Annotated in this window: 20 protein-coding genes and 2 tRNA genes; 10 read left to right on the top strand and 12 right to left on the bottom strand. The window is 64.5% G+C overall.

The features are described 5' to 3' along the window. The first annotated feature begins 69 nt into the window (after positions 1 to 69). Positions 70 to 732, top strand: a complete 663-nt coding sequence (gene phoU, locus KG104_RS02140; protein ID WP_104055970.1) for a phosphate signaling complex protein PhoU — start codon at positions 70 to 72, stop codon at positions 730 to 732. 82 nt (positions 733 to 814) lie between these two features. On the opposite strand, the gene KG104_RS02135 is transcribed toward phoU, so the two are convergent. Then, a complete protein-coding gene (locus KG104_RS02135; protein WP_104055902.1) occupies positions 815 to 1,567 on the bottom strand; it encodes a phosphoglyceromutase in 753 nt (250 codons plus the stop codon). Positions 1,568 to 1,802: 235 nt separating this feature from the next. Here KG104_RS02135 and KG104_RS02130 point away from each other — a divergent pair, with 235 nt between their 5' ends. Beyond that, positions 1,803 to 2,525 carry a class I SAM-dependent methyltransferase gene (locus KG104_RS02130; protein ID WP_237688648.1) on the top strand — a complete coding sequence of 241 codons (723 nt, stop codon included), beginning with the start codon at positions 1,803 to 1,805 and terminating at the stop codon, positions 2,523 to 2,525. Between the two features lie 68 nt (positions 2,526 to 2,593). Here KG104_RS02130 and KG104_RS02125 read toward each other — a convergent pair whose 3' ends face one another. After that, positions 2,594 to 2,914 (bottom strand): DUF2516 family protein, encoded by a 321-nt coding sequence (locus KG104_RS02125; protein WP_104055898.1) that lies wholly within the window; start codon positions 2,912 to 2,914, stop codon positions 2,594 to 2,596. Between the two features lie 9 nt (positions 2,915 to 2,923). After that, entirely contained in the window at positions 2,924 to 4,105 is a 1,182-nt protein-coding gene (locus KG104_RS02120; protein ID WP_104055896.1) for a trans-sulfuration enzyme family protein, read from the bottom strand. 105 nt (positions 4,106 to 4,210) lie between these two features. On the opposite strand from KG104_RS02120, the gene tmk reads away from it, so the two are divergent. The 6 genes from tmk (at position 4,211) to KG104_RS02090 (ending at position 9,220) form a co-directional block, all read left to right on the top strand. Then, positions 4,211 to 4,861: a dTMP kinase gene (gene tmk, locus KG104_RS02115; protein ID WP_372434204.1), complete on the top strand. Its 651-nt coding sequence runs from the start codon at positions 4,211 to 4,213 to the stop codon at positions 4,859 to 4,861. Further along, positions 4,858 to 6,000, top strand: coding sequence for a DNA polymerase III subunit delta' (locus KG104_RS02110; RefSeq protein WP_104161957.1), 1,143 nt, complete (start codon positions 4,858 to 4,860; stop codon positions 5,998 to 6,000). The genes tmk and KG104_RS02110 overlap by 4 nt, the downstream gene beginning before the upstream one ends. Before the next feature lie 73 nt (positions 6,001 to 6,073). After that, complete coding sequence (locus KG104_RS02105; protein WP_207348452.1) at positions 6,074 to 7,666, top strand: alpha/beta hydrolase; 1,593 nt, start codon at positions 6,074 to 6,076, stop codon at positions 7,664 to 7,666. Positions 7,667 to 7,779: 113 nt separating this feature from the next. Continuing rightward, positions 7,780 to 8,373: a TetR/AcrR family transcriptional regulator gene (locus KG104_RS02100; protein ID WP_207348451.1), complete on the top strand. Its 594-nt coding sequence runs from the start codon at positions 7,780 to 7,782 to the stop codon at positions 8,371 to 8,373. Between the two features lie 11 nt (positions 8,374 to 8,384). Next, positions 8,385 to 9,065, top strand: a complete 681-nt coding sequence (locus KG104_RS02095) for a VC0807 family protein (RefSeq protein ID WP_104161959.1) — start codon at positions 8,385 to 8,387, stop codon at positions 9,063 to 9,065. A 79-nt stretch (positions 9,066 to 9,144) separates the two neighbouring features. Continuing rightward, positions 9,145 to 9,220, top strand: a tRNA-Thr gene (locus KG104_RS02090). Positions 9,221 to 9,302: 82 nt separating this feature from the next. Here KG104_RS02090 and KG104_RS02085 read toward each other — a convergent pair. The 7 genes from KG104_RS02085 to KG104_RS02055 form a co-directional block, all read right to left on the bottom strand. Further along, complete coding sequence (locus KG104_RS02085; protein WP_104161960.1) at positions 9,303 to 10,139, bottom strand: aldo/keto reductase; 837 nt, start codon at positions 10,137 to 10,139, stop codon at positions 9,303 to 9,305. A 97-nt stretch (positions 10,140 to 10,236) separates the two neighbouring features. After that, entirely contained in the window at positions 10,237 to 10,716 is a 480-nt protein-coding gene (locus KG104_RS02080; RefSeq protein ID WP_104055884.1) for a hypothetical protein, read from the bottom strand. Between the two features lie 5 nt (positions 10,717 to 10,721). Next, on the bottom strand, positions 10,722 to 11,423 hold the full coding sequence (locus KG104_RS02075) for a bacterial proteasome activator family protein (protein ID WP_237687256.1): 702 nt from the start codon (positions 11,421 to 11,423) through the stop codon (positions 10,722 to 10,724). A 43-nt stretch (positions 11,424 to 11,466) separates the two neighbouring features. Then, on the bottom strand, positions 11,467 to 11,634 hold the full coding sequence (locus KG104_RS02070) for a hypothetical protein (RefSeq protein ID WP_207348450.1): 168 nt from the start codon (positions 11,632 to 11,634) through the stop codon (positions 11,467 to 11,469). 247 nt (positions 11,635 to 11,881) lie between these two features. Continuing rightward, a complete protein-coding gene (locus KG104_RS02065; RefSeq protein WP_207348471.1) occupies positions 11,882 to 12,064 on the bottom strand; it encodes a YbdD/YjiX family protein in 183 nt (60 codons plus the stop codon). Between the two features lie 26 nt (positions 12,065 to 12,090). Beyond that, complete coding sequence (locus KG104_RS02060; protein ID WP_207348449.1) at positions 12,091 to 14,382, bottom strand: carbon starvation CstA family protein; 2,292 nt, start codon at positions 14,380 to 14,382, stop codon at positions 12,091 to 12,093. Between the two features lie 193 nt (positions 14,383 to 14,575). Beyond that, the gene (locus tag KG104_RS02055) at positions 14,576 to 15,553 is read right to left on the bottom strand and encodes an NAD(P)H-quinone oxidoreductase (protein ID WP_207348448.1); all 978 of its coding nucleotides are present in this window, start codon (positions 15,551 to 15,553) and stop codon (positions 14,576 to 14,578) included. A gap of 65 nt (positions 15,554 to 15,618) precedes the next feature. On the opposite strand from KG104_RS02055, the gene KG104_RS02050 reads away from it, so the two are divergent. Both KG104_RS02050 and KG104_RS02045 read left to right on the top strand, forming a co-directional pair. Beyond that, positions 15,619 to 15,709: transfer RNA gene (locus tag KG104_RS02050), tRNA-Ser, on the top strand. Between the two features lie 210 nt (positions 15,710 to 15,919). Beyond that, positions 15,920 to 20,422, top strand: a complete 4,503-nt coding sequence (locus tag KG104_RS02045; RefSeq protein ID WP_207348447.1) for an ExeM/NucH family extracellular endonuclease — start codon at positions 15,920 to 15,922, stop codon at positions 20,420 to 20,422. A gap of 150 nt (positions 20,423 to 20,572) precedes the next feature. On the opposite strand, the gene KG104_RS02040 is transcribed toward KG104_RS02045, so the two are convergent. Both KG104_RS02040 and KG104_RS02035 read right to left on the bottom strand, forming a co-directional pair. After that, positions 20,573 to 20,896, bottom strand: a complete 324-nt coding sequence (locus KG104_RS02040) for a DUF4286 family protein (protein WP_207348446.1) — start codon at positions 20,894 to 20,896, stop codon at positions 20,573 to 20,575. A gap of 26 nt (positions 20,897 to 20,922) precedes the next feature. Further along, entirely contained in the window at positions 20,923 to 22,572 is a 1,650-nt protein-coding gene (locus KG104_RS02035; protein ID WP_207348445.1) for a flavin-containing monooxygenase, read from the bottom strand. Between the last annotated feature and the right edge of the window lie 98 nt (positions 22,573 to 22,670).

Here is a 22,670-nt window from a genome sequence, read left to right as displayed (position 1 = left end):
CCAGCATGGCCGCGATCAACAGCTGCGGACAACCAGGGCAGGATGCTGCACAACCGAAAGGACGCCGAAGTGCGTAAGGTTTTTCAAGCCGAGCTTCATCAGATTGGCGAAGAGCTGACCCAGATTTCCGAGCTCGTCACCGAAGCGATGCAGAAAGCCACCGCAGCCTTCGAAGGCGCCGACACTGAACTGGCGCAGGATGTCATTGCCGCCGACGCGCGCATCGACTTCCTCCAGAATGACCTCGATGAGCGGGCCATCGATGTCCTCGCACTGCAGGGGCCGGTGGCCAGCGACCTGCGCATGATCGTGGGCTCCCTGCGGATGAGCGCCTCACTGGAGCGGATGGGTGACCTGGCGCGGCACATCGCCCAGCTGGCCCGCCTGCGCTACCCCGAGCATGTGGTGCCCGAGCCCATGGTGGAAACCTTCAGCGAGATGGCGCGGCTGGACATCCGTATTTCCGAGCTGCTTACTGAGCTGCTCGAGACGCGGAACCTGGAACTGAGCAATGACATCTACGCCTGCAATAACCGGATCAACGAGCTCCACGCCGGCGTCTTCAAGGCCATTGCTTCGCCGGACTGGAACGTGTCCGCGGTCAGCACCGTTGACCTCACCCTGGCCAGCCGCTACTTTGAGCGCTTCGCGGACCACGGCGTCTCGGTCACCCGGAAGGTTAATTACCTGGTGACCGGCGAGTGGCAGCCGATGTCCGAGTCCAGCCGCTAAACATCGAGGAACAACAACAGGAAAGGGCGGCCCCGCGGGGCCGCCCTTTCCTGTTGTTCCCAGCAGAAGCCGGGAAAGACGCTTACTTCTTCTTGCCCTGGTTGGCCACGGCCTTGATGGACGCCGCTGCGGCCTCCGGATCCAGGTACGTGCCGCCGGCCTTGACCGGCTTGAGGTTTTCATCCAGTTCATAAACCAGCGGGATGCCCGTGGGAATGTTGACGGCTGCGATATCCGCGTCGCTGATGCCGTCCAGATGCTTGACCAGGGCACGCAGCGAGTTGCCGTGCGCGGCGATCATGACCGTCTTGCCCGACTTGATATCGGCGGAGATGTCCGACTCCCAGTACGGCAGGAACCGCTCCAGGACGTCCTTGAGGCACTCGGTTCGCGGCAGCTCGTCCTGCGACAGATCGGCGTAGCGCGGATCATGTGCCTGCGAAAAATCGCTGTCATCGGGCAGGGGCGGCGGCGGGGTGTCATAGGACCGGCGCCAGAGCATGAACTGCTCCTCGCCGTATTCCGCCAGGGTCTGGGCCTTGTCCTTGCCCTGAAGGGCACCGTAGTGCCGCTCATTCAGGCGCCAGCTGCGCTTTACATCGATCCAGATGCGGTCCGCCGCGCCCAGGGCAATGTTGGCGGTGTTGATCGCACGCTGCAGCCGCGAGGTGTAGAGGATGTCGGGGAGGATGTCCGCTTCCACAAGCAGCTCGCCGCCGCGGAGCGCTTCGGCCCGGCCGAGGTCCGTCAGATCCACGTCCACCCAGCCGGTGAACAGGTTCTTTTCATTCCATTCGCTCTGGCCGTGGCGCAGAAGGATCAGTTTGTAAGTCATATATGTCATCGTAACGGAGGACACCGCACCGGGGGCAGGGTTGCGTCCTGGCGGCCAACGTTACGGCTTACTTTGGGTGCCTGCGCGACGTGAACCCTCCCGGGGCACAGCCTTAGTCCGCTGCACGCGGTCCGGGGACCCGGTTGCGGACAAGTAACATTGTTTAGTGCAAAAACTGCAGAAACCCGTAGGAAATGTGACCAGGGGCACTACAAACCCCAACAGACTACGACGGGTGGACCGCTGGTTGGCCGGCCCTCAGGGGTGGCGGCTGCGCAGAGCGGCAGACCCGCTGATTGTTGACCTCGGTTACGGGGCCGCCCCAACCACCGCCGTCGAGCTTCATGCCCGCCTGGGGCGGGTCCGTCCCGACGTCGAGATCATGGGTATTGAAATTGACGCAGCCCGGGTACGCGCAGCGAAGCCGCTGGAACGGAGCGGTCTTTCCTTCCGGCAGGGCGGCTTCGAGCTGCCGGCGGACGGACGGCGTCCGGTCATGGTCCGGGCGTTTAACGTGCTCCGGCAGTATTCGGAGGACGAATACCGGGCGCACTGGGACATGGTTCTCTCGCGGCTCGCTCCCGGCGGCATCTTCGTGGACGGGACCTGTGACGAGATTGGCCGGCGCTCCACATGGGTGGAACTGGATTCCAACGGGCCGGTGTCCCTGAGCATCTCCCTGCGCTTTGGTGCTTTCACGCTGCCCTCGGACGTGGCCGAGAGGTTGCCCAAAGCTTTGATCCACCGCAACGTCCCGGGCGAAAAAGTCCATGCCCTGCTGCAGGCCATGGACCAGGCGTGGCTGACGGCAGCACCCCAGGCCTCCTACGGCAACCGGCAGCGCTGGCTGGCAATGTGCGCGGACCTGCGTGCCTCCGGCTGGCCGCTGATGACCGGCCCGGCCCGCTGGCGGCTGGGCGAAATCACCGTCGCATGGGACGCCGTCGCCCCGAGCTGAGCGGCCGGGGTCCCGGTCGGCTCCGCCGGACGCCGGCCAAGCCCGCCGTTTGAGCGTTTATGGAGCTGTTACCAGCGCCCGTAGGGGCCGGAGTTTCCGCGGCCGGAACCGCTGACCGAAGGCTTGACGTCAGCCAAGTAGACGCACGCTGCCACCAGTGCCGCCAGGGTGAAGGGCAGCAGCGCGCCGGGGGTAAGGGAGCTGAACACTCCGACAGCCGTAGAGGCACCGGTCATGCCCAGCCAAAAGCCCTTGGTCCGCTTGTCCGCAGCCTCGAACATTTGCGGCTTGCGGCGCAGCGCGTCCGAAAAGGCCCACAGCGCAATGATCAGAGTAGCCAAGCCGAGGACTTGGTACAGGATGGGCTCAAGAAGCAGAACGGCAATCACCGTTTCAGCCTACCTTGCCAGCGCTTGGGACAGGTCCGACCAGAGGTCCTCGGCGTTCTCGATGCCCACCGAGAGCCGCAGCAGGTTCTCCGGCACCGAATGCGGTTCCCCCGGTTGGCGCCGCCGGCGCTCAATCAGTGATTCCACTCCGCCCAGCGAAGTGGCCGGGAGCCACAAACGAACCTTGTCTGCCACGGCTTCCGCAGCCTCGGCCCCGCCGGCAACTTCGATGCACAGGATGGAACCGAACCCGTCCATCTGCTTGACGGCGCGTTCATATCCGGCGTCCCCGGGCAGGCCCGGGTAGCGGACCGCCTCCACTGCCGGATGTCCGAGCAGCCGGTCCGCCAGCAGGCCCGCCGTGGTCTGCGATCTTTCGATCCGGAGCGCCAGGGTCCGCAGCCCGCGCAGCGCCAGCCACACCTCAAAGGGTCCCGCGATAGCGCCGTGCAGCGAGCGGTGGTTGTGCAGCCGGGCGCGGAGGTCCTCATCCGAGGTGGCCAGTGCTCCAAGGATTACGTCCGAGTGCCCGGCAAGGTACTTGGTGACCGAGTGGAGGACGACGTCGGCGCCCAGCTCCAGCGGACGGGTTACCAGCGGCGTGGAAAAGGTATTGTCCGCGACCACGAGCGCACCGGCGTCATGCGCGGCGCGGGCCAGCACGTCGATCTCAGCCACCTCAAGCATCGGATTCGTGGGGCTTTCAATCCACAGCATGTCCGCCGGCCGGGAGGTTCCGGATTCCCCCGATGAACCCTGCAGGGCAGCCAGCACCTGCTCCGTATCCGCAATGTCCACGGTCCGGACGGTGAAACGTCCGTTGGCTGCCTCTTCCGCGGCGAGGAGCAGGGAACCCTGATAGCTGTGCTGCGGCATCACCAGGATTCCGCCGGCGGGAACCAGCGACAACGCGGCAGCCACGGCAGCCAGGCCCGAGGAAAAGACCAGGGCCGGCAAAGCTGCTCCTTCAAGCTCTGACAGAACCGTTTCAAAGGGGTCCCAGGTGGGGTTGGAAAACCGCCCGTACACCCGGTCGCCGGGAGCCGGAGTCCCTGCGCCGTGGAAGGTGGAAGAAAGCACAATGGGCGGGTTGACCGGGGCATCCGGCTCACGCGGCGGGCGCCCCGCGGACACCACTACGGTGTCCGGTGAAAGGTTCGCTGTCCAGTGGTGGTTCGGCGCTTGGCTCATGGGACCAGCCTAATGCGCTGATTCGGGATAGGTCCGCGCATTACGTTCACGCAGGGACCCATGGACCGGCAGCTGCCTCCCAGCCGGACTGGGTACGCTAGGCAGGTGAGTATTTCTGATGTCCCAGCCGGTACGCCCGGCCTGTTCATAACCTTCGAGGGCGGCGACGGTGCCGGCAAGTCGACCCAGGCCGCCAAGCTCACTGCGGCCCTCGAATCATCCGGGCACACCGTGGTCCGCACGCGTGAACCCGGCGGAACGCCGGTGGGAGAACAGCTGCGGTCCCTGGTGCTGGAGCACGGCAACGGCGAAATCGACGCCCGCACCGAAGCCTTGATCTTTGCGGCCTCGCGGGCCGCACACGTGGCACAGGTAATCCGCCCGGCGGTGGAACGCGGCGAGGTGGTGGTCTGCGACCGGTTCATCGACAGCTCGGTGGCCTACCAGGGATCCGGGCGGTCCCTGGGCACGGACGATGTGCGGCAGCTGAACATCTGGGCCACGGAGGGCTTCACCCCGGATCTCACCGTGCTGCTCGACGTTGATCCCGGGCAGGGCCGTCTGCGGCGCACGGCAAACGAGGCCGCCGAGGACCGGCTGGAATCCGAGCCGGACACCTTCCACCTGCGCATCCGCCGGGCCTTCCTGGAACAGGCCCGCACCGAACCGAACCGCTATCTGGTGCTCGACGCCGGACGGCCGGTGGAAGAGCTGGCAGCCACCATCCTGGCCAAGGTGCAGGAGCTGCTGCCGTGAGTGTCTGGGACGATCTGCAGGGCCAGGCTCCCGTGGTTGACCAGCTGCGCCGAGGGGCCGCCCAGGCAACCCCCAACCACGCCTGGCTGTTCACCGGACCGCCCGGGTCCGGGCGTTCCAATGCCGCCCGCGCCTTTGCCGCCGCCCTGCTGTGCGACCAGCAGGACCCGGCCCTGCGAGGCTGCGGAGAATGCAAGGCCTGCCGGACTGCACTCGCTGGCTCACACGCGGACGTCACTTCCGTCACCACGGAGAAAGTGACCATCAGCATCGATGAAGCCCGGGAACTGGTCCGCAAGGCCCAGGACAAGCCTTCCACCGGCCGCTGGCGCGTCATCATCGTCGAAGACGCCGACCGCATGCAGGAGCGCAGCACCAATGTGCTCCTCAAAGCCATCGAGGAGCCGCCGCCGCGCACCATCTGGCTGCTTTGCGCCCCCAGCCCCGGCGACGTCCTGGTGACCATCCGTTCCCGCTGCCGTGCCGTCAGCCTGCGTCTGCCGCCGGTCGAGGACGTTGCTGAGCTCCTGATCCGCCGCGACGGCATTGATCCCGAGGTGGCCCGCGCCTCGGCACGTGCCGCCCAAAGCCACATTGGCATTGCCAAACGGCTGGCCACGGATGAGGGCGCACGCAGCCGCCGGGACTCCATCGTGCGGCTTCCCCTGTCCCTGCGCAATGTCTCCGGCGCCATGAAAGCGGCGGCCGATCTGGTGGCCCTGGCCGAAGCCGAAGCCACCAGTTCCTTTGAGCAGCGAGACGCCGCCGAGCGGCAGTCGCTGCTGGCCTCCCTGGGCGCACCGGAAAGCGGAACGCTGCCGCCGTCGATCCGAAGCCAGGTAAAGCGCCTCGAGGAGGACCAGGTCCGCCGCGCCAAACGGTCGAAAAACGACTACTTTGACCGGGCTCTGACCGATCTGCTGTCCTTCTACCGGGACGTGCTCATGCTCCAGCTGGGCAACGCCGACACCCTCGTCAATGAATCCCTGCGCCGTGAGCTGACCGAGTACGCCGCGCAGGGCTCTCCGGAGCAGACACTGCTGCGGATGGAGGAAATCAACGTGGTGCGCAGGCGCCTGGTATCCACCAACGTGGCGCCGCTGCTGGCCATCGAAGCCATGGCGGTTAGCCTGTTATAAGCCCGCGCAGCCAGCACGGCCAGCACCAGTCCGCTGACAACCATCGCACCATCCACCGCTTACAGGAGCAACGATGACCCCAGCCAGCCGCCGCTTTCCCCGACTCGCGCTGGCTGCAGCGTCCGCCGTCGTCCTGCTGACGGGCATCACTGCCTGTACCGGGGACACTGCGTCGGATGAAACCGGCACTGCCTCCCCGTCAACGTCCGCCAGCGCTGCTCCTACGGCAGCCTCGGCTGACGTGATCGGAGACGTTCCCGAGGACCTGCTGCCGTTTTACAGCCAGGAAGTGACCTGGGAAGAATGCGAGACGGGTTTTAGAAGCAGCTTCCAGTGCGCCACGGTGGAGGTTCCGCTGGACTACGCGGATCCGGAGGGCGAGAGCATTGAACTGGCCGCCATTCTGGCTCGGTCCGATGACACGCCGCAGGGCACCATCCTGCTGAATCCGGGCGGTCCCGGGGGCTCCGGCTATGACACCGTCCGTGAGTCCGTGGACTACGTAACCACGGACCGGCTGCGGGAGAACTTCAACATCTTGGGCTTTGACCCCCGCGGCGTCGGACGGTCCACCCCGGTGGAATGCCTCACCGATGCCGAGCTGGACGCGCTTCGCGAAGAATACTACGACCCGGCCGAACCGGCCGGGCGGGAAGCCGCGCGTGAGGACGCAAGGGAACTGGCGGCGAAATGCGAAGCGAAGACCGGCGAACTGCTGGGCCACGTGGACACTGTCAGCGCGGCCCGGGACATGGACATCCTGCGCGCGGTGGCCGGTGACAAGCAGTTGAATTACCTGGGCTTCTCCTACGGCACCTTCCTGGGTGCCACTTACGCCGAACTGTTTCCCGACAAAGTGGGCCGCATGGTTCTCGACGGCGGCCTGGATCCTTCCGCCAGCAATGAAGAGATCACTCTCGGGCAGGCGGAAGGCTTCGAAAACGCCATCCGTGCCTACGTAGAGGATTGTTTGACCTCCTCTAGCTGCCCCCTGTCGGGCAGCACCGACGAGGCCGTACAGACGATCCGGGACCTGATCGCCTCGGTCGAGGCCAGCCCCATGACGGCCAAGGACGGCCGGACCGTCACCGTGTCCACCTTTGTCACGGGCCTCATCGTGCCGTTGTACAACTCGGACAACTGGCCGATCCTCACGCAGGCGCTTGATGAAGCGCTCCAGGGTGATCCGTCCACGATGCTGTACCTTGCAGACCTCAACGCCGACCGCCAGCCGGACGGCACCTACGGGTCCAACACCACGGTGGCCTTCAGCGCCATCAACTGCCTGGACTATCCGATGACGGCCGACGACGAACAGATGGCCCTGGACGCGAAGAAACTCGAAGAAGCCTCCCCCACGATCGGGAAATTCCTCGGTTACGGCGGCATCACGTGCGAGTCCTGGCCCTACGAACCGGTCAACACCCCGCACGAGATCAAGGCCGAAGGCGCCGCTGAGCTGCTGGTCATCGGCACCACCGGCGATCCGGCCACCCCGTACCAGTGGTCGGTGGCACTGGCCGAACAGCTGGATTCGGCCACCCTGGTGACCTGGGAGGGCGAGGGACACACGGCCTATGGACGCGGGGATGACTGCATCGCCGATACGGTGGACGACTACTTCATTGACGGCACCGTGCCCGGCGAGGACAAGGTCTGCTCCTAACCCTTTGTAAAGAGCTGCCCTGCCGGCGTCTGGAATCCAGGCCAGGCAGGGCAGCTCTTTTTATTTTGTGGAAGCCTCTGGCCGCCGTTACTTCGGCGGCGTATTTTTTACTCATGCAGGTAAGACCGGTGACGGTCACCGGGGCCGCACGGCGGACCCAGATCATTGACGCCACCATCAAAGTCATCGCTGAACAGGGGTACGACCGTGCGTCGTTCGCCCGCATCGCTGAGCGCGCCGGAATCTCCAGCACGCGCCTGATTTCCTACCATTTCGCCGGAAAAGCCGACCTGATGGCCGCCGTGGCGGCGGACGTCATCACCGCCATCGGCAACTGGACCGGCGGGGAAATGCGGTCCCATGTCAGTGCTGCCGCCCAGCTGCGGGCGTACATCGAAGCGACCGTGCAGTTCATTGCGGAGAACCGTGCACCCATGAAGGCCCTGACAGAAATTCTCCTGGCGGGAGCCCTGAATTATTCGGCAGCCGACGATGCCGGGGCCGGGGCGCCGCTGGAGCAACTGCTGCGCCGGGGACAGGAGGCCGGAGAGTTCCGGCCCTTTGACCCCCTGGTGATGGCAGCCGCCGTCCAGCGCTGCGTGGACGGGCTGCCGTTCCTGCTGGAGCGGGAACCGGAGCTGGACTGCACTGCCTATGCCCGCGAGCTGGCGATGCTTTTTGAGCTGGGCACCCGGCGCGAAATGTAAGGAGGAGCGAGGTGAAACGTCCGGCAGTACAGCACGGTTCCGCTCTAAAGCGGCTGATGCGCGGCCTGCGGCTGGCCGCCGACCTGCTGTTGCCTTTGGCGCTGTTCTACGGGCTCCGCGCCATGGGTGTCAGCGCCTACCTGGCCCTGCTGGCGGGAACCGCTGTTTCCCTGGCCGGAACCGCCGTCGACGTTGTCCGCCGGCGGACGCTCGGACCGGTGACGGCCTTCGTGATCACCCTGATGGTCTTCAGCACGGGAGTTTCTCTGATCGCCGGCGACGTGCGTTTCCTGCTGGCCCGGGGTGCATGGGCCACTGGTCTCGCGGGAGCATGGTTCCTGGCCAGTGCTTTTACCCGGCGGCCGCTGGTCTACCTGTTCAGCAGACCGCTGCTGCAGGGCCGTTTTGGGTGGCCCGGCGACTGGGACGCTGTCTGGGAGCGCGTGCCCCGTTTCCGCCGGGTTTGGCGGGTCACCTCGGTGGCATGGGGCCTCGCGCTGATCATCGACTGCGTGCTGCGCATCTTCATGGCCTACACGCTGCCCGTCGACAGCGTGCCTTCGCTGTCGGCCGCACTGTCCGCGCTCACCACCGTGGTACTCATAACGTTCGCCAACGTTTACTACCAGGTGACAGGGGCCGCCCGAAAATGGTCCCGGTTCTATGCCGTGCCGGAAACTCCGGCCCAATGACGCCCGTTTTGACCAGCCGGGCTGTGGCATATAAAGTTGTTCCTTGTGGATTCTGGCCCTTAGCGGACAGGTGAAGCCCGCCTCCTTAGCTCAGTTGGTAGAGCGTCTCACTCGTAATGAGAAGGTCGCCAGTTCGATTCTGGCAGGAGGCTCCACAGAAAAACCCCTGGAAACTCAGTTTCCAGGGGTTTTTGCGTGTCGCGTCGGTGGCATCCTGAGGCGGAGGCCACCGGCGGCCTAGGCGAAGTCGGCTGTGGCCGGGTCCGCTCCGTAGCGTGTGCCGTTGTCGAGGGCATTGATGGCGTCGATGTCCTCATCCGAAAGCTTGAGGTCCAGGGACTCCCAGTTTTCCTTGATCCGGGACTCGGTCACGGACTTCGGAATCACGATGTTGCCCAGCGCCAGGTGCCAGGCGATGACCACCTGGGCCGGGGTGGCGCCGTCGTACTTCGCGGCAATCTCCACCAGCTTGGGATCTTCCAGCAGACCCTTGCCGGAGCCCAGCGGGGACCAGGACTCATGCAGGATGTTGTGCTTGGCTTCGAAGGCACGCAGCTCGGACTGGTTCAGGTACGGGTGGGTTTCAACCTGGTTCAGGACCGGGACAACGCCGGTGGCGTCGATGATTTCCTGCAGCGCCTCCACGGTGAAGTTGCAGACACCGATGGACTTGACGCGACCCTGCTTCTGCAGTTCGATCAGGGCCTTCCAGGTGTCCACGTACTTGTTCTGCTTCGGCTGCAGCCAGTGGATCAGGTACAGGTCCAGGGTTTCCAGGCCCAGGCGTTCCATGGAAGCGTCGAAGGCCTTCAGGGTCTCTTCGTAACCCTGGTCCGCGTTCCACACCTTGGTGGTGATGAACATGTCCCCGCGGGGAACAGAGGTAGCAGCGATGGCACGGCCAACGCCGGCTTCGTTGCCGTAGATCTTGGCAGTGTCGATGTGGCGGTAGCCAACCTCGAATGCCTGTCCCACTACCTTTTCGGCAACTTCATCCTCAACCTGCCACACGCCGTAGCCGAGCTGGGGGATGGTGTTGCCGTCATTGAAAGTCAAAACCGGTGATGTAGTCATTCGCCTATCTTCGCAAATGACCGGCGGTATCCGGCATTGAATGACGCCTCTATGCTGGACGCGAAAAAAGCACCCGCCCTATTCCCGTTTTGCGGATTTATTTTCTGGAGCCGGCGGGTCCGGGGACGGCGACCTTCAGTGCGCGTTCAGCTTCCAGCACGTCTTCGGCGACCAGCTGCGCCCGCCGGTGAACGTTCTGCAGACCGGCGGAGGCATACCCCCAGCGTTCGCCCTCAAGCCGGGACATGGCCGCGGCCTCCGCGGTGGCTGCCAGGGAGTTGCCGCTGCGGGAGAGAGCGCGGTGCACGGCGATGAGGGCTCCCGGAATGTCCTGTCCGTCGCTGGGCAGCCGGCGCTGTGCAGCCATGCACACCTCCCGCACCCGCGGCAGCAGCTCCGACAAGCTGTTGGCCACCGTCACCAGCTCGTTGTAAACGGCGTCGTCTTCCACGCCCTCCAGCATCTGGTGGTACCGGTCCAAACCGCGGGTAAAGCGGTCATGGGCCCGTCGCCACACGCCTTTTCCGAGTTGGGTGTCGTCCTTCCGCCCCTGCCGGGCGGCTGCAAAAAGTGCCATTGGTCCTACAGGTATTGCCCGGGACCGGCATGCGGTTCGGGGTTGGTGGATCCGATGCGGCTCTGGGCCGATGAATCGGCACGGCGCGGCTCACCGTTCTCGCCGATAATGACGCCGGGGGCCAGGACGGTGCCGGGCGGGAGCTGGCGCAGCTGCAGACGTGAAGCCATTTGCTGGTTGGCGGTCTGCTGGGCTGCGATGGCGGTTTGAATGCCCCGGAACAGTCCTTCCAGCCACCCGACCAGCTGGGCCTGGGCGATGCGAAGTTCGGCGTCGGTGGGAACGGTGTCATCTCCGAAAGGCACGTTAATGCGGTGGAGTTCTTCCACCAGTTCAGGCGCGAGTCCGTCCTCAAGTTCATGGAGGGACCGCTCATGGATTTCCGCCAGGCGGTTGCGCGCTGCGTCATCCAGCGGCGCGTTCCGGACCTCCTCCAGGAGCTGCTTGACCATGGTTCCGATCCGCATGACCTTTGCGGGCTGGTCCACCAGATCGCGCAGCTTTGGCGGACCGGCTACGCTGTCGCCGCCGGAGGCAGGGTTTTCCGCACCGTTGCCGGGTGCTCCGCCGCCGGCGCCCGGAACGCCCACCGGCGGGTTGCTGGACGGCGCCTCAACACCTCCGACTTTCCCGGCACGTGATGAATCGTCGGATTTGGGCGCACGCGCCGCAGTCCCGCGGTCGGCGGATCCGTTCTCTTCAGTCATGCGTTAATGCTCTCATGGTTGACCCTGATTACCCGGTGGCGAGCTAGTTTTCGAGCTCTTCCTCCCGCATTTTCGCGTACTCCCCGCTCGGGCTCAGGCCCGCGACCTGCTGGCCGGCATTGAGCTGTCCGGCGGTGTAGTGCCGGTCATCAAATTCGGGGCCCCACCCCTGATTCCCGTGGCAGGTTAATGTCCTCGGCCAAGTGTTCATTCCCGTTGTCGGCCGTATCTGTGACGGGGAGGTTGATGTCATCGCGCAGGTGCTCGTCCTGCGGCATGTTCTCGGCATTCCGGTGATGTCCCATTCTTCACGGTAGGCCGATGCGCGGCGGACGCTCAAGGCCGGGAAACATAACGACATGCTTCGGGCTGTCCGGTCCGTTGCCTGCAGCTGCCGCGCAAACGATGACGGCGGCACCCGGGCTGGTGCCGCCGTCATCGTCATGAAACTGGATCCGTCAGCAGCAGCGGCCCGCCGGGTTTGCGTCCTGGCGGTCCATTTTGTCCTTCCAGAACTCACGTTCGCTGAGCAGCGGCCCAGTGCATCCGGAGGCCCGGTGGAAGGACACGTACTTCCGGTAGGCGTCTTCACCCATGACGTCGCGGAAGAACCGGACGAACCCTCGAAGCCCGTCCCTCATCCCTGCCGTCCGGGCACCGGCCGGGGTCACGAATGGGCCTTCCGGACGACCTTACGGTCCTCGGGGAGGGCATCCCACTGCGCCTGGATTTTCTTCTCCGCCGGCGTGGCGAGGAAGCCCGACGGTGCGAACATCCGCGAGGGAACCGCGGGGTCCTCGGCACTGGGCGCACCGCCGGACCGGTACGAGCGGATGCTCGCGAGAATGGCCGTGACAATGACGATGATGGCGAGGGTGACAAACACGATGGACAGCGTGCCCTGAATGAAGGTGTTCCGGACCACCGCTTCCATGGCTGCCACCGTCTTGGCCGTTCCGAAGCTGGTCTCGCCCCGCTCGAGGGCTCCCTTGAAGGCGTTGTGCTGCGCCCAGTAACCCACGGCCGGAACGGTGGAGAAGATCTTGTACATGGAGGCGGTGATGGTCACCACGGACGCGAACGCCAGCGGCAGCACCACAATCCAGATGTATTTGAACACGTTCTTCTTCGCCAGAATGGCCAGGCAGATGGCCAGGGCTATTGCCGCCAGCAGCTGGTTGGCGATGCCGAAGAGCGGGAACAGGGTATTGATGCCGCCCAGCGGATCCGTGACCCCCATGATCAGGATCGAGCCCCAACCTCCCACCATGACGGCCGTACAGATCCAGGCTCCGGTACGCCAGGAGGTGTCACGGAACTTGGGAATGAAGTTGCCGATGGAGTCCTGCAGCATGAACCGGGCCACGCGGGTGCCTGCGTCCACTGCGGTGAGGATGAACAGGGCTTCGAACATGATGGCGAAGTGGTACCAGAACGCCATCATTGAGGAACCGCCGATAAAGCTCTGCATGATCTGGGCGAGCCCGACTGCCAGCGTGGGTGCACCGCCGGTGCGCGACACGATGGATTCCTCGCCCACGTTTGAGGCCATGTTGGTGAGCATTTCCGGAGTCAGGTTCACGCCGGCCAGGCCCAGGCTGTTGACGAAGGCGACGGCGCCTTCCACGGTGCCGCCGGTGGCTGCGGCCGAGGAGTTCATGGCGAAGTAGATGCCGCGGTCAATGGAGATGGCTGCGACCAGGGCCATGATGGCCACGAAGGATTCCATCAGCATGCCGCCGTAGCCGATGAAGCGGGTCTGCCGTTCCTTCTCGATCATCTTCGGAGTGGTTCCGGAGGCGATCAGGGCATGGAACCCGGACAGGGCTCCGCAGGCGATGGTGACGAAGAGGAACGGGAACAGGGGGCCGGCCACTACCGGGCCGTTGTCCGTTGACGCGAATTCGCTGATGGCCGGTACGGTGATTTCCGGCCGGACGATGATGATGGCCACCGCCAGCATCACGATCGTTCCCACCTTCATGAAGGTGGACAGGTAGTCACGGGGTGCCAGCAGCAGCCAGACGGGCAGCACTGCGGCAATGAACCCGTAAATGATGATGCCCCAGGCGATGACGGTTTTGTCCAGGGTCAGTGCGTCGCCGAGCGCGGTGTCCGCGATCATGCCGCCGCCGATGATGGCCAGCAGCAGCAGGACAAAACCGATGAGGGACACTTCGGTGACTCTGCCCGGACGCAGGAACCGCAGGTACACGCCCATGAACAGGGCAATGGGGATGGTCATCCCCACGGAGAAGACGCCCCACGGGCTCTCGGCCAGTGCATTGACAACCACCAGGGCCAGGATGGCCACGATGATGATCATGATGGCAAGGGTGGCGATCAGGGCCGCGGTGCCGCCCACTCGTCCCAGTTCCTCGCGGGCCATCTGGCCCAGCGAGCGCCCGCCGCGGCGCATGGAGAAGAACATGACCAGATAATCCTGGACGGCGCCGGCCAGGACGACGCCGATGATGATCCAGATGGTGCCGGGCAGGTAGCCCATCTGGGCAGCCAGGACCGGCCCCACCAGGGGTCCCGCTCCTGCAATGGCCGCGAAGTGGTGCCCGTAAAGGACGCGTCGGTCCGTGCCGGCATAATCCTTGCCGTCCGCCTTGTACTCCGCCGGGGTGGCCCGGAGGTCATTGGGCCGAAGGAGTTTGCGCTCAATGAACTTGGAGTAGAAGCGGTACGCGATGAAGTACGTGCAGACAGCGGCGAACACAAACCAGATGGCGTTGACGGTTTCCCCGCGGACCAGCGCCAGCATGTACCAGCTCACGCCGCCCAGCAGCGCAATGCCGGCCCAAATGGCGATCTTCAGCGGAGTCCATTCCCGATCCTGGGCGTCTGCCGTTTCGGCGTCCAGGGCCACCGGCGGAAGGTCCGGATCCTGCACCAGGACGTCACTGTCCTCAGGTTTTCCGGGAGCGGCCCGGCGCCGGCGATTCTCACTCATGGAGGGGTCCCTTTGCTTGCGGTAATGAAGCGCGGAAGCCGGCAGTGGAACCGGCAGGAGCCGGAAGATTCCGGACTCTTGCCACAGAGGGTAGCAGTGCGCTGTGACCCCGGGCACAAGACAGGCCGGTGACTGTCCGGAGCAGTCACCGGCCGGGCCGTAGGCGCAGGGGCAGGAAAACCTGCGGGCGGCACTAGGTTGTCAGCAGGATTTTTCCTGTGTGGACACCGGAGTCGAAGTACTCGTGGGCTGCTGCGGCTTCGGCCAAGGGGAAGGTCTTGTCCACCAGCGGACGGATTTTTCCTGCCTCAACCAGCGGCCAGACATACTGCTTGACCGCCTGCATGATGGCGGCCTTTTCCTCAGTCGGGCGGGCGCGCAGGGTGGTCCCGATGACGGCCAGCCGCTTGCGCATCAGCAGGTTGAGGTCGATCTCCGCCTTGGTGCCGCCCTGCAGGCCGATAATAACCAGGCGTCCGGATACCGCCAGCGCCTCGAGGTTGCGCTGCAGGTACTTCGCTCCGATGACGTCCAGGATGACGTCAGCTCCGCGGCCGTCGGTGACTTCGCGCACCCGAGCCACGAAATCCTCGGTCTTGTAGTTGATCAGGACCTGGGCGCCCAGTGACCGCGCCAGTTCCAGTTTCTCCGGTGATCCCGCGGTGACCATAGGGACGGCACCGAACGCCGCGACCATTTGGATGGCCATCGTTCCAATTCCGCCGGCTCCCCCGTGGATCAGGACGTGGTCCCCCTCAGTGACCCCGGCGGCCATGAACAGGTTGGAAAACACAGTGGCAGCGGTTTCCGGCAAGGCTGCCGCCGTCACCAGGTCAAGGCCGGCCGGGACAGGCAGAACCTGCCCCGCCGGGACATTCACCTGGTCGGCGTAACCGCCGCCCGTCAGCAGGGCGACGACGTCGGCCCCCACCGAGAGTCCTTCGACGCCGGTTCCCACTGCGGCTATCCGGCCCGACACCTCAAGACCCGGGTATTCGGAGGAGCCGGCCGGAACCGGGTAATGCCCCTGGCGCTGCAGCACGTCCGCCCGGTTCAAGCCCGCAGCGGCCACATCAATGAGGACTTCCCCCGGGCCGGGCACCGGCGCCGGCACCTCTTGAACCTGCAGGGCTTCCGGCCCTCCGGGCGAATTAATGACAATTGCTCTCATTCTGACCTCCGCGGTGCTTGATCGAATTTTGGGTGTTTTGCACCTTTCTGCCAGACTACTAGTGAGGAAGGTTGTCCGAGCGGCCGATGGAGCTGGTCTTGAAAACCAGTGTGCGGTAACCCCGTACCAAGGGTTCGAATCCCTTACCTTCCGCCAAAAACCGAAAAGCGGTCCCCTATTGGGGCCGCTTTTTTGTTATCCGGGGACTCCCCCACATGCAATAACTTCGATTGGTCTCCTGCAGGTCATGTGTTCGTAACGCAGACCACATAGTATTACGTGCGTCACTCCAGTTACCCCCCTTGGCGCCGCGCGGCGGTGTCACTACTGTCGGCTGGCACCCCAGCGGACCAAGGAGCAAGAGGCATGAGAAGACCATTCTGGAAGGCTGCGCTGGGAACCACCCTCACAGCCGGCCTGCTGGCAGCACCGATCACGGCGCTGCCGGCCTTTGCACAAGACAGCAGTGCTGCTGTTTCCCCCGGTGTCATCATCAACGAGGCGTACCTGAGCGGCGGCAGCGCCAACGCGCCGTTCGCCAACAAGTTCGTGGAGCTGTACAACCCGACCGGGGAAGACGTCAGCCTTGACGGCTGGTCGCTCCAGTACCGTGCCGCGGGCTCGACGGCGGCACCCACCGGCATCGGCGCACTGTCCGGCACCATTCCTGCCGGCGGCTACTATCTGGTCTCCGGCGCCTCCAACGGCGCCACCGGAGCACCCCTGCCCGAAGCCGATGCGAACATCGGCGCCAGCTTCTCCGGCTCGGGCGGCACCCTGATCCTGTCCAGCCAGTCCACCCGGGTGGATCCCCTGCCCACCGGTTCGGTCACCGCCGCCGCCGGCGTCGTTGATCTGCTCGGCTACGGCACCTCGAACACCTTCGAAACCTCCGCCGCCGCCGCACCGGCGGGAAACAGCGATCCCAAGTCCCTGAACCGGACCGGATTCGCGGACACGAACAACAACGCAGCGGATTTCGTGCTCAGCGCAGCCGTGACTCCCACCGGAACCGGCGGAACAGTTCCCACCGAGCCGACTCCGACCCCCACTCCGACGCCGTCGCCCACCACGCCCGTCGAACCGCCTGCGGGCGCCATTCCCATTGCCCAGATCCAGGGGACCGGTGACACCAGTCCGCTGGTGGGCCAGACCGTCACCACCCGCGGAAAAGTCACCGGTGTCTATCCCACCGGCGGGTTCAACGGCTACTACCTCCAGACCCCCGGGACCGGCGGCGCACTGGATCCGGCCACCCACACCGCTTCGGACGGCATCTTCGTCTTCTCCGCAGACACCGTCGGCTCCGTAGCAGCCGGTGACTATGTTGAGGTCACCGGCGCCGTGGGCGAATACTTCGGCCTCACCCAGCTCACGGTTGCTGCCGGCCAGATGACCAAGCTCGACGAACCGGCCGAAGAGGTCAAGCCTGCCGCTGTTGCCTGGCCGGCCTCCGACGCGGAGCGTGAAGCCCTCGAGGGCATGCTGCTGGCACCGCAGGGCAGTTATACGGTGACCGACAATTACTCCCTGAACCAGTACGCGGAGATCGGTCTGGCCGCCGGCGACTCGCCCCTGGTCCAGCCCACCGCCGTGGCTGCCGTAGGAACCCCGGAGCACGACGCCGTCGTCGCCGACAACGCGGCCCGCGCCGTGAAGCTGGACGACGGCAGCAGCATCAATTTCCTCAGCGCCGCCAATCAGGGCATCGCGCTTCCCTACCTGACCCTGGACAACCCGGTGCGCATCGGCGCTGCCGCGACGTTCACCACGGGCATCATCCTGGACTACCGCAACAGTGCCTGGAAGTTCCAGCCGCTCACCGCGCTCACCGCTGCCAATGCGGCAGAGGTGGCCCCGGCGTCGTTCGAAGCCACGCGCACCGCCGCACCGGAAAGCGTGGGAGGAAACCTCAAACTCGCCTCCTTCAACGTGCTCAACTACTTCAGCACCACGGGCACGGATCTCACCGGGTGCACCTACTACAACGACCGCGCCGGCGCCCCGCTGACCGTGCGCGGAGGCTGCGACGCCCGAGGCGCTGCCAACCCGGAAAACCTGGAACGGCAGCAGGCCAAGATCGTTTCCGCCATCAACGCCCTGGGCGCCGACGTCGTGTCCCTGATGGAGGTGGAGAATTCCGCAGTGTTCGGCAAGGACCGCGATGAAGCCCTGGCCAACCTGACCGCCGCCCTGAATGAGGCAGCACCGGGAACCTGGGATTATGTCCGCTCCCCCGCAGCGCTGCCGGACGCTGAAGACGTCATCCGCACCGCCTTCATCTTCCGCACGGCCGTTGCCGAGCCGGTGGGTGAATCCGTCATCCTCAACGATGAAACCGTCTTCTCCAACGCGCGTGAACCGCTGGCGCAGGCCTTCAAGCCTGCCGGCGGGGACGACAGCTCCACCATCCTGGCCGTGAGTAACCACTTCAAATCCAAGGGATCGGCTCCGGCAACCGGCGAAAACGCCGACACCGGGCAGGGCGGCTGGAACGCAGACCGCGTCCGGCAGGCCCAGGCACTGGCGGCGTTTGCCGACAGCGCAGCCGAAGCCGCCGGCACGGAAAAGGTCTTCCTGCTGGGAGACTTCAACTCCTACGCCGCCGAGGATCCGATGAACGTTCTGGCCGAGGCCGGCTACGTGAATCTGGGCAAGGCCACCGGCAAGCACTCCTACGCCTTCAGCGGGATGGTAGGTTCCCTGGACCACATCCTGGCATCTGAGGAAGCAGCGGAAGCCGTGACCGGTGCCGACATCTGGAACATCAACTCGGTGGAGTCGGTGGCGCTGGAATACAGCCGCTACAACACCAACGTCACCAACTACTACGCACCGGATCCGTACCGTTCCTCGGACCACGATCCCATCCTCGTCGGCCTGGACCTGACCCCGGCCGGAACCGAAACCGAGGAACTGAACCTGCTGAACATCAACGATTTCCACGGCCGCATTGATGACAACACCGTGAATTTCGCCGGAACCGTTGAACAGCTCAAGGCCGCCGCACCCGAGGGCAGCTCGCTGTTCCTCTCTGCGGGCGACAACATCGGCGCTTCGCTGTTCGCCTCCTCGGTACAGCAGGATGTCCCGACGATCGATGTGCTGAACGCCCTGGGACTGCGGGCCTCGGCCGTGGGCAACCACGAGTTCGACGCCGGTTACACCGACCTGACGGACCGGGTTGATCCCGCTGCGGACTTCCCGTACCTGGGGGCCAACGTCTACCTCCAGGGCACCACCACCCCGGCCCTGGACGAATACACGGTCCTGGACGTCAACGGCGTCTCCGTGGCCGTCATCGGTGCCGTCACCGAAGAGACCTCCACGCTGGTCACGCCCGGCGGCATTGCCGCGCTGGAGTTCGGTGATCCCGTGGAAGCCGTCAACCGCGTAGCCGAAAAGCTGCAGGCTGAGGGCGATGTTGACGTCATCATCGCCGAGTACCACGAGGGCGCCGGCAGCGGCACTCCCGACGGCGCTTCCCTCGCCGATGAACTGGCCGACGGCGGTGCGTTTGCCGAGATCGTGAACGGCACCAGCCCGCTGGTGGACGCCATCTACACCGGGCACACCCACAAGCAGTACGCCTGGGATGCCCCCGTTCCCGGCACTGACGGCAAGACCCGTCCGGTGCTGCAGACCGGTTCCTACGGCGAGTTTGTCGGCCAGATCACCCTGGATTACAACCCGGCCACGGATGAGGTGCTGTCCTACACGGCGACCAACGTTCCGCGGACCACCGCGAGCGCTGAGTCACTCGTTGCCGCCTACCCCGCGGTGGCAGAGGTCAAGTCCATCGTGGATGCGGCGCTGGCCTCCGCTGCCGAGATCGGCAACCAGCCGGTCGGTTCGGTGACGGCTGACATTACGACGGCGTTCAACGGCACCGTCCGCGATGACCGCAGCTCGGAATCCACGCTGGGCAACCTCGTGGCAGACTCCCTGTTGAACACGCTGTCCTCCGCCGAGCGCGGCGGCGCCGAAATCGGCGTCACCAACCCCGGCGGTCTGCGCGCCGAGCTGTACTACGGAAACGACGGCGTGATCACTTACGCCGAAGCCAACGCAGTGCTGCCGTTCGTCAACAACCTGTGGACCACCACGCTCACCGGTGCCCAGCTCAAAACGATGCTGGAACAGCAGTGGCAGCCCGACGGAAGCTCACGTGCCTTCCTGGCGCTGGGCCTGTCCGACAACATCACCTACACCTATGATCCGGACCAGCCGCGCGGCTCCCGGATCCAGACCGTCACCATCAACGGTGCCGCCATGGATCCGTCCCGCGCCTACCGGGTGGGCACCTTCAGCTTCCTGGCCCAGGGCGGCGACAACTTCACCGTCTTCTCCGAAGGCACTGACACCCGTGACTCCGGACTGGTGGACCGTGATGCCTGGATCAGCTACATCGAAGCCAACAGCCCGCTCTCCCCGGACTTTGCCCGCCAGGGCGTCATCGTCAAGGGCGCCCCGACAACTGCAACGGCCGGAACCGCGGCGTCCTTCACCGTGTCCGGTTTGGATCTGACCTCACTGGGCAGCCCCGCGAACACCGGGCTGGCCGCCAGCTGGGTGAATGCGGCCGGCACCGCCACCGCTCTGGGAACAGCCCCTGTGGCAACCGGGACGGCAACTGTGAACGTCACCCTGCCGGCGTCGGCTTCCGGTTCGGGCACCCTGGTGCTCACCGCGGCTCCGTCCGGTACCACGGTGACGCTTCCTGTCACGGTGGAGGCTGCTCCGACCGTTCCGCCGGCCCCGGTTTGCAAGGCTCCGGTTCCGCCCCAGCACTGGTGGGATGTCCGGGGCTGGCTCCGGTACGCCCTTGAGTGGGCCAAGTACCTGGTCTGCCTGAGTCAGCGGGGCTAGTCCGGGCTGCTTGATCCATAGAGCCTGAGACAAACAAGAGGCGGTGCTGCCGGGACCCTGGGTCCCGGCGGCACCGCCTCTTTGATCAATCACGTAATTGTCACTGTCCTCCACGCACTGGTGGGAGAGTCCGTTGGACAGAGCTCGTGGCTATGACGCGTCCGCGGCGACGAGCGGCACGAAGACCATGGTGCTCAGGTCAAGGTCCGGGCTCATGCCAACACCAGCCTTGAACAGCCCGTCCATGGCAGCTGTAGCCGATCCCTCGACTCCGTAAATAGTTGTGTATCGGTGCGAGGCAGTTTCAGCAGCTTCAGCGGGAACGTGGAAGCACTCGGCAGAGATGAAACCGGGCAGTGCCAAGACCTCAGGGATATGCGTTTCCCAGTACCAGGTGCGGAATTCTTCGTCCCGCCCCTCGACGGGGTTGACCAGTGCCAACAGTATTTGGCGGGGCGATGCATTTTCAGACATACTCAGTTCTCCTTTGAATGGCAGGCTTAGACTGCGCTTACACGGTCATGAACGGTTGAGAGGGCGCCGCCGTAGTTCTCGGTGGAAGTCATCTCGGCGAGCATTTCGTGCAACTTCGCGCGCCCGCCCGGGTTGAGCAGGAACTTGCGGACCTTCCCCTCCACATTCGCCCCGTAATAATGGCTGTGCTCGGCAGAGAAAATCGACAGGGGGGCAAGAGTTTCCACCATCGCCATCCAAGCCTCCTGCTGTGTCCCGGTGGGCTCGAAGCGGTCATAGCCGTGCTCCCGTGCGTAAACCATGGTGCCGGTGATCCAGTCGATCTGGTCCTGGGAGTAGCGCGGGTAGTTGCCTCCGCCGGCACCGTGCGGACCGCCTGGAAAGAAGAAGTTAGGCATCCTGTTAGCGCTGAAACCGGCGAAATCCGATGGCCCGTCTTCCCAGTCGGTGCTTAGATCCAGTCCGTCCAGCCCCTTGACTCCCATGCGTGTGAGAGCGCCCGTGCCGAAGTCGAATCCGGTGGCGAACACGATGATGTCGTAATCCCGGTGCCCGGCTGTCGTCTCGATACCGGTGGCATCGGCACGGACAATCGGCGTCTCCTTCAGCGAGATCAGCGAAGCCGCAGCTTTATTGAAGGATTCATAGTAATTCGTGACGAATGGCGGACGCTTGGCACCGAAGAGGTGATCCTTGGGGATAAGCCGTTCCGCGGTTTCAGGGTCAGCGACGATACTGCGGACCTTGTTGGCCAGGAATTCACAGAACTCAAGGTTGATTTCCCTGTTGGTGGTCAGGTCGTAGTAATTGGTCGTGAGCTTCGCGAAGCCTGGGCTGTTCCAGACCTTCTCGAAAAAGACCTGCCGTTCTTCCGGTGAATCGTCAGTCGAGAATTTGCCCGCCGGCTCGTGGAGGAAACCCGTGGGGTTCGCTGGTGAACCAAGCTTCGCCGCAATCTCTTCGAAGTGCTCGCGCAGCCATGTCTGCCGCTCGGCCGTAATGGGTGTGTTGTTCAAAGGAGTGGTCCAGGTAGGCGTCCGCTGATAGAGATCCACGTACTCGACGGTATCCACGATGGCCGGTAGGAGCTGGGCACCACTGGGTCCGTTGCCGATGATGGCCACGCGCTTGCCCTCGAAATCTACCGGCGTGTGCGGCCAGGCGCCAGTGTGGAGCGCCTGGCCGCTGAACGTTTCCAAACCCTCCAGATCGGGGTAGTTGGGCACTGACAGCCCTCCGGTGGCGGAAATGACCCAGCGCGCCCAGATCAATTCCCCCTTAGCCGTTGTCAGCTCCCAGCGGTTTGCCGCTTCCTGCCATACCGCTGATACGACCCGTTCACCGGTGCGGATGTGGCCGCGCAGGTCGAAATGGTCGACCGCAAAGTTCAGATAGCTCTCGATTTCGGGCTGGGTAGCGAACTCCTCCTGCCACTTCCAGCCAGTGAAAAGCTCCTTGGAATGGATGTACGCATAGGCATAGCTCTCGGAATCGAACCGCGCGGAGGGATACCGGTTCCAATACCAGACACCCCCGACACCGTCGCCGGCTTCCAGTGTCTGGGCACTGAATCCGGCTTCTACGGCCTGCTGGAGGGCATAAATGCCAACCACTCCGGCACCGATTACCAGCACGTCAACGTCAACGTCAACGTCCTTGTCGGTCATTTCTCGCATAACTAACTCCTACTCGGTTCTGCGCCTCAAGGCGATGAGGTGATCTAAGCATTTCTGCTGAAAAATAACAATGGTTTCCTTGGAAAGACAGCTGCTTA

It is taken from the genome of Arthrobacter sunyaminii (assembly GCF_018866305.1).
In the GTDB taxonomy this organism is placed as follows: domain Bacteria; phylum Actinomycetota; class Actinomycetes; order Actinomycetales; family Micrococcaceae; genus Arthrobacter_B; species Arthrobacter_B sunyaminii.
This window is presented reverse-complemented; position numbering and strand designations above follow the sequence as displayed.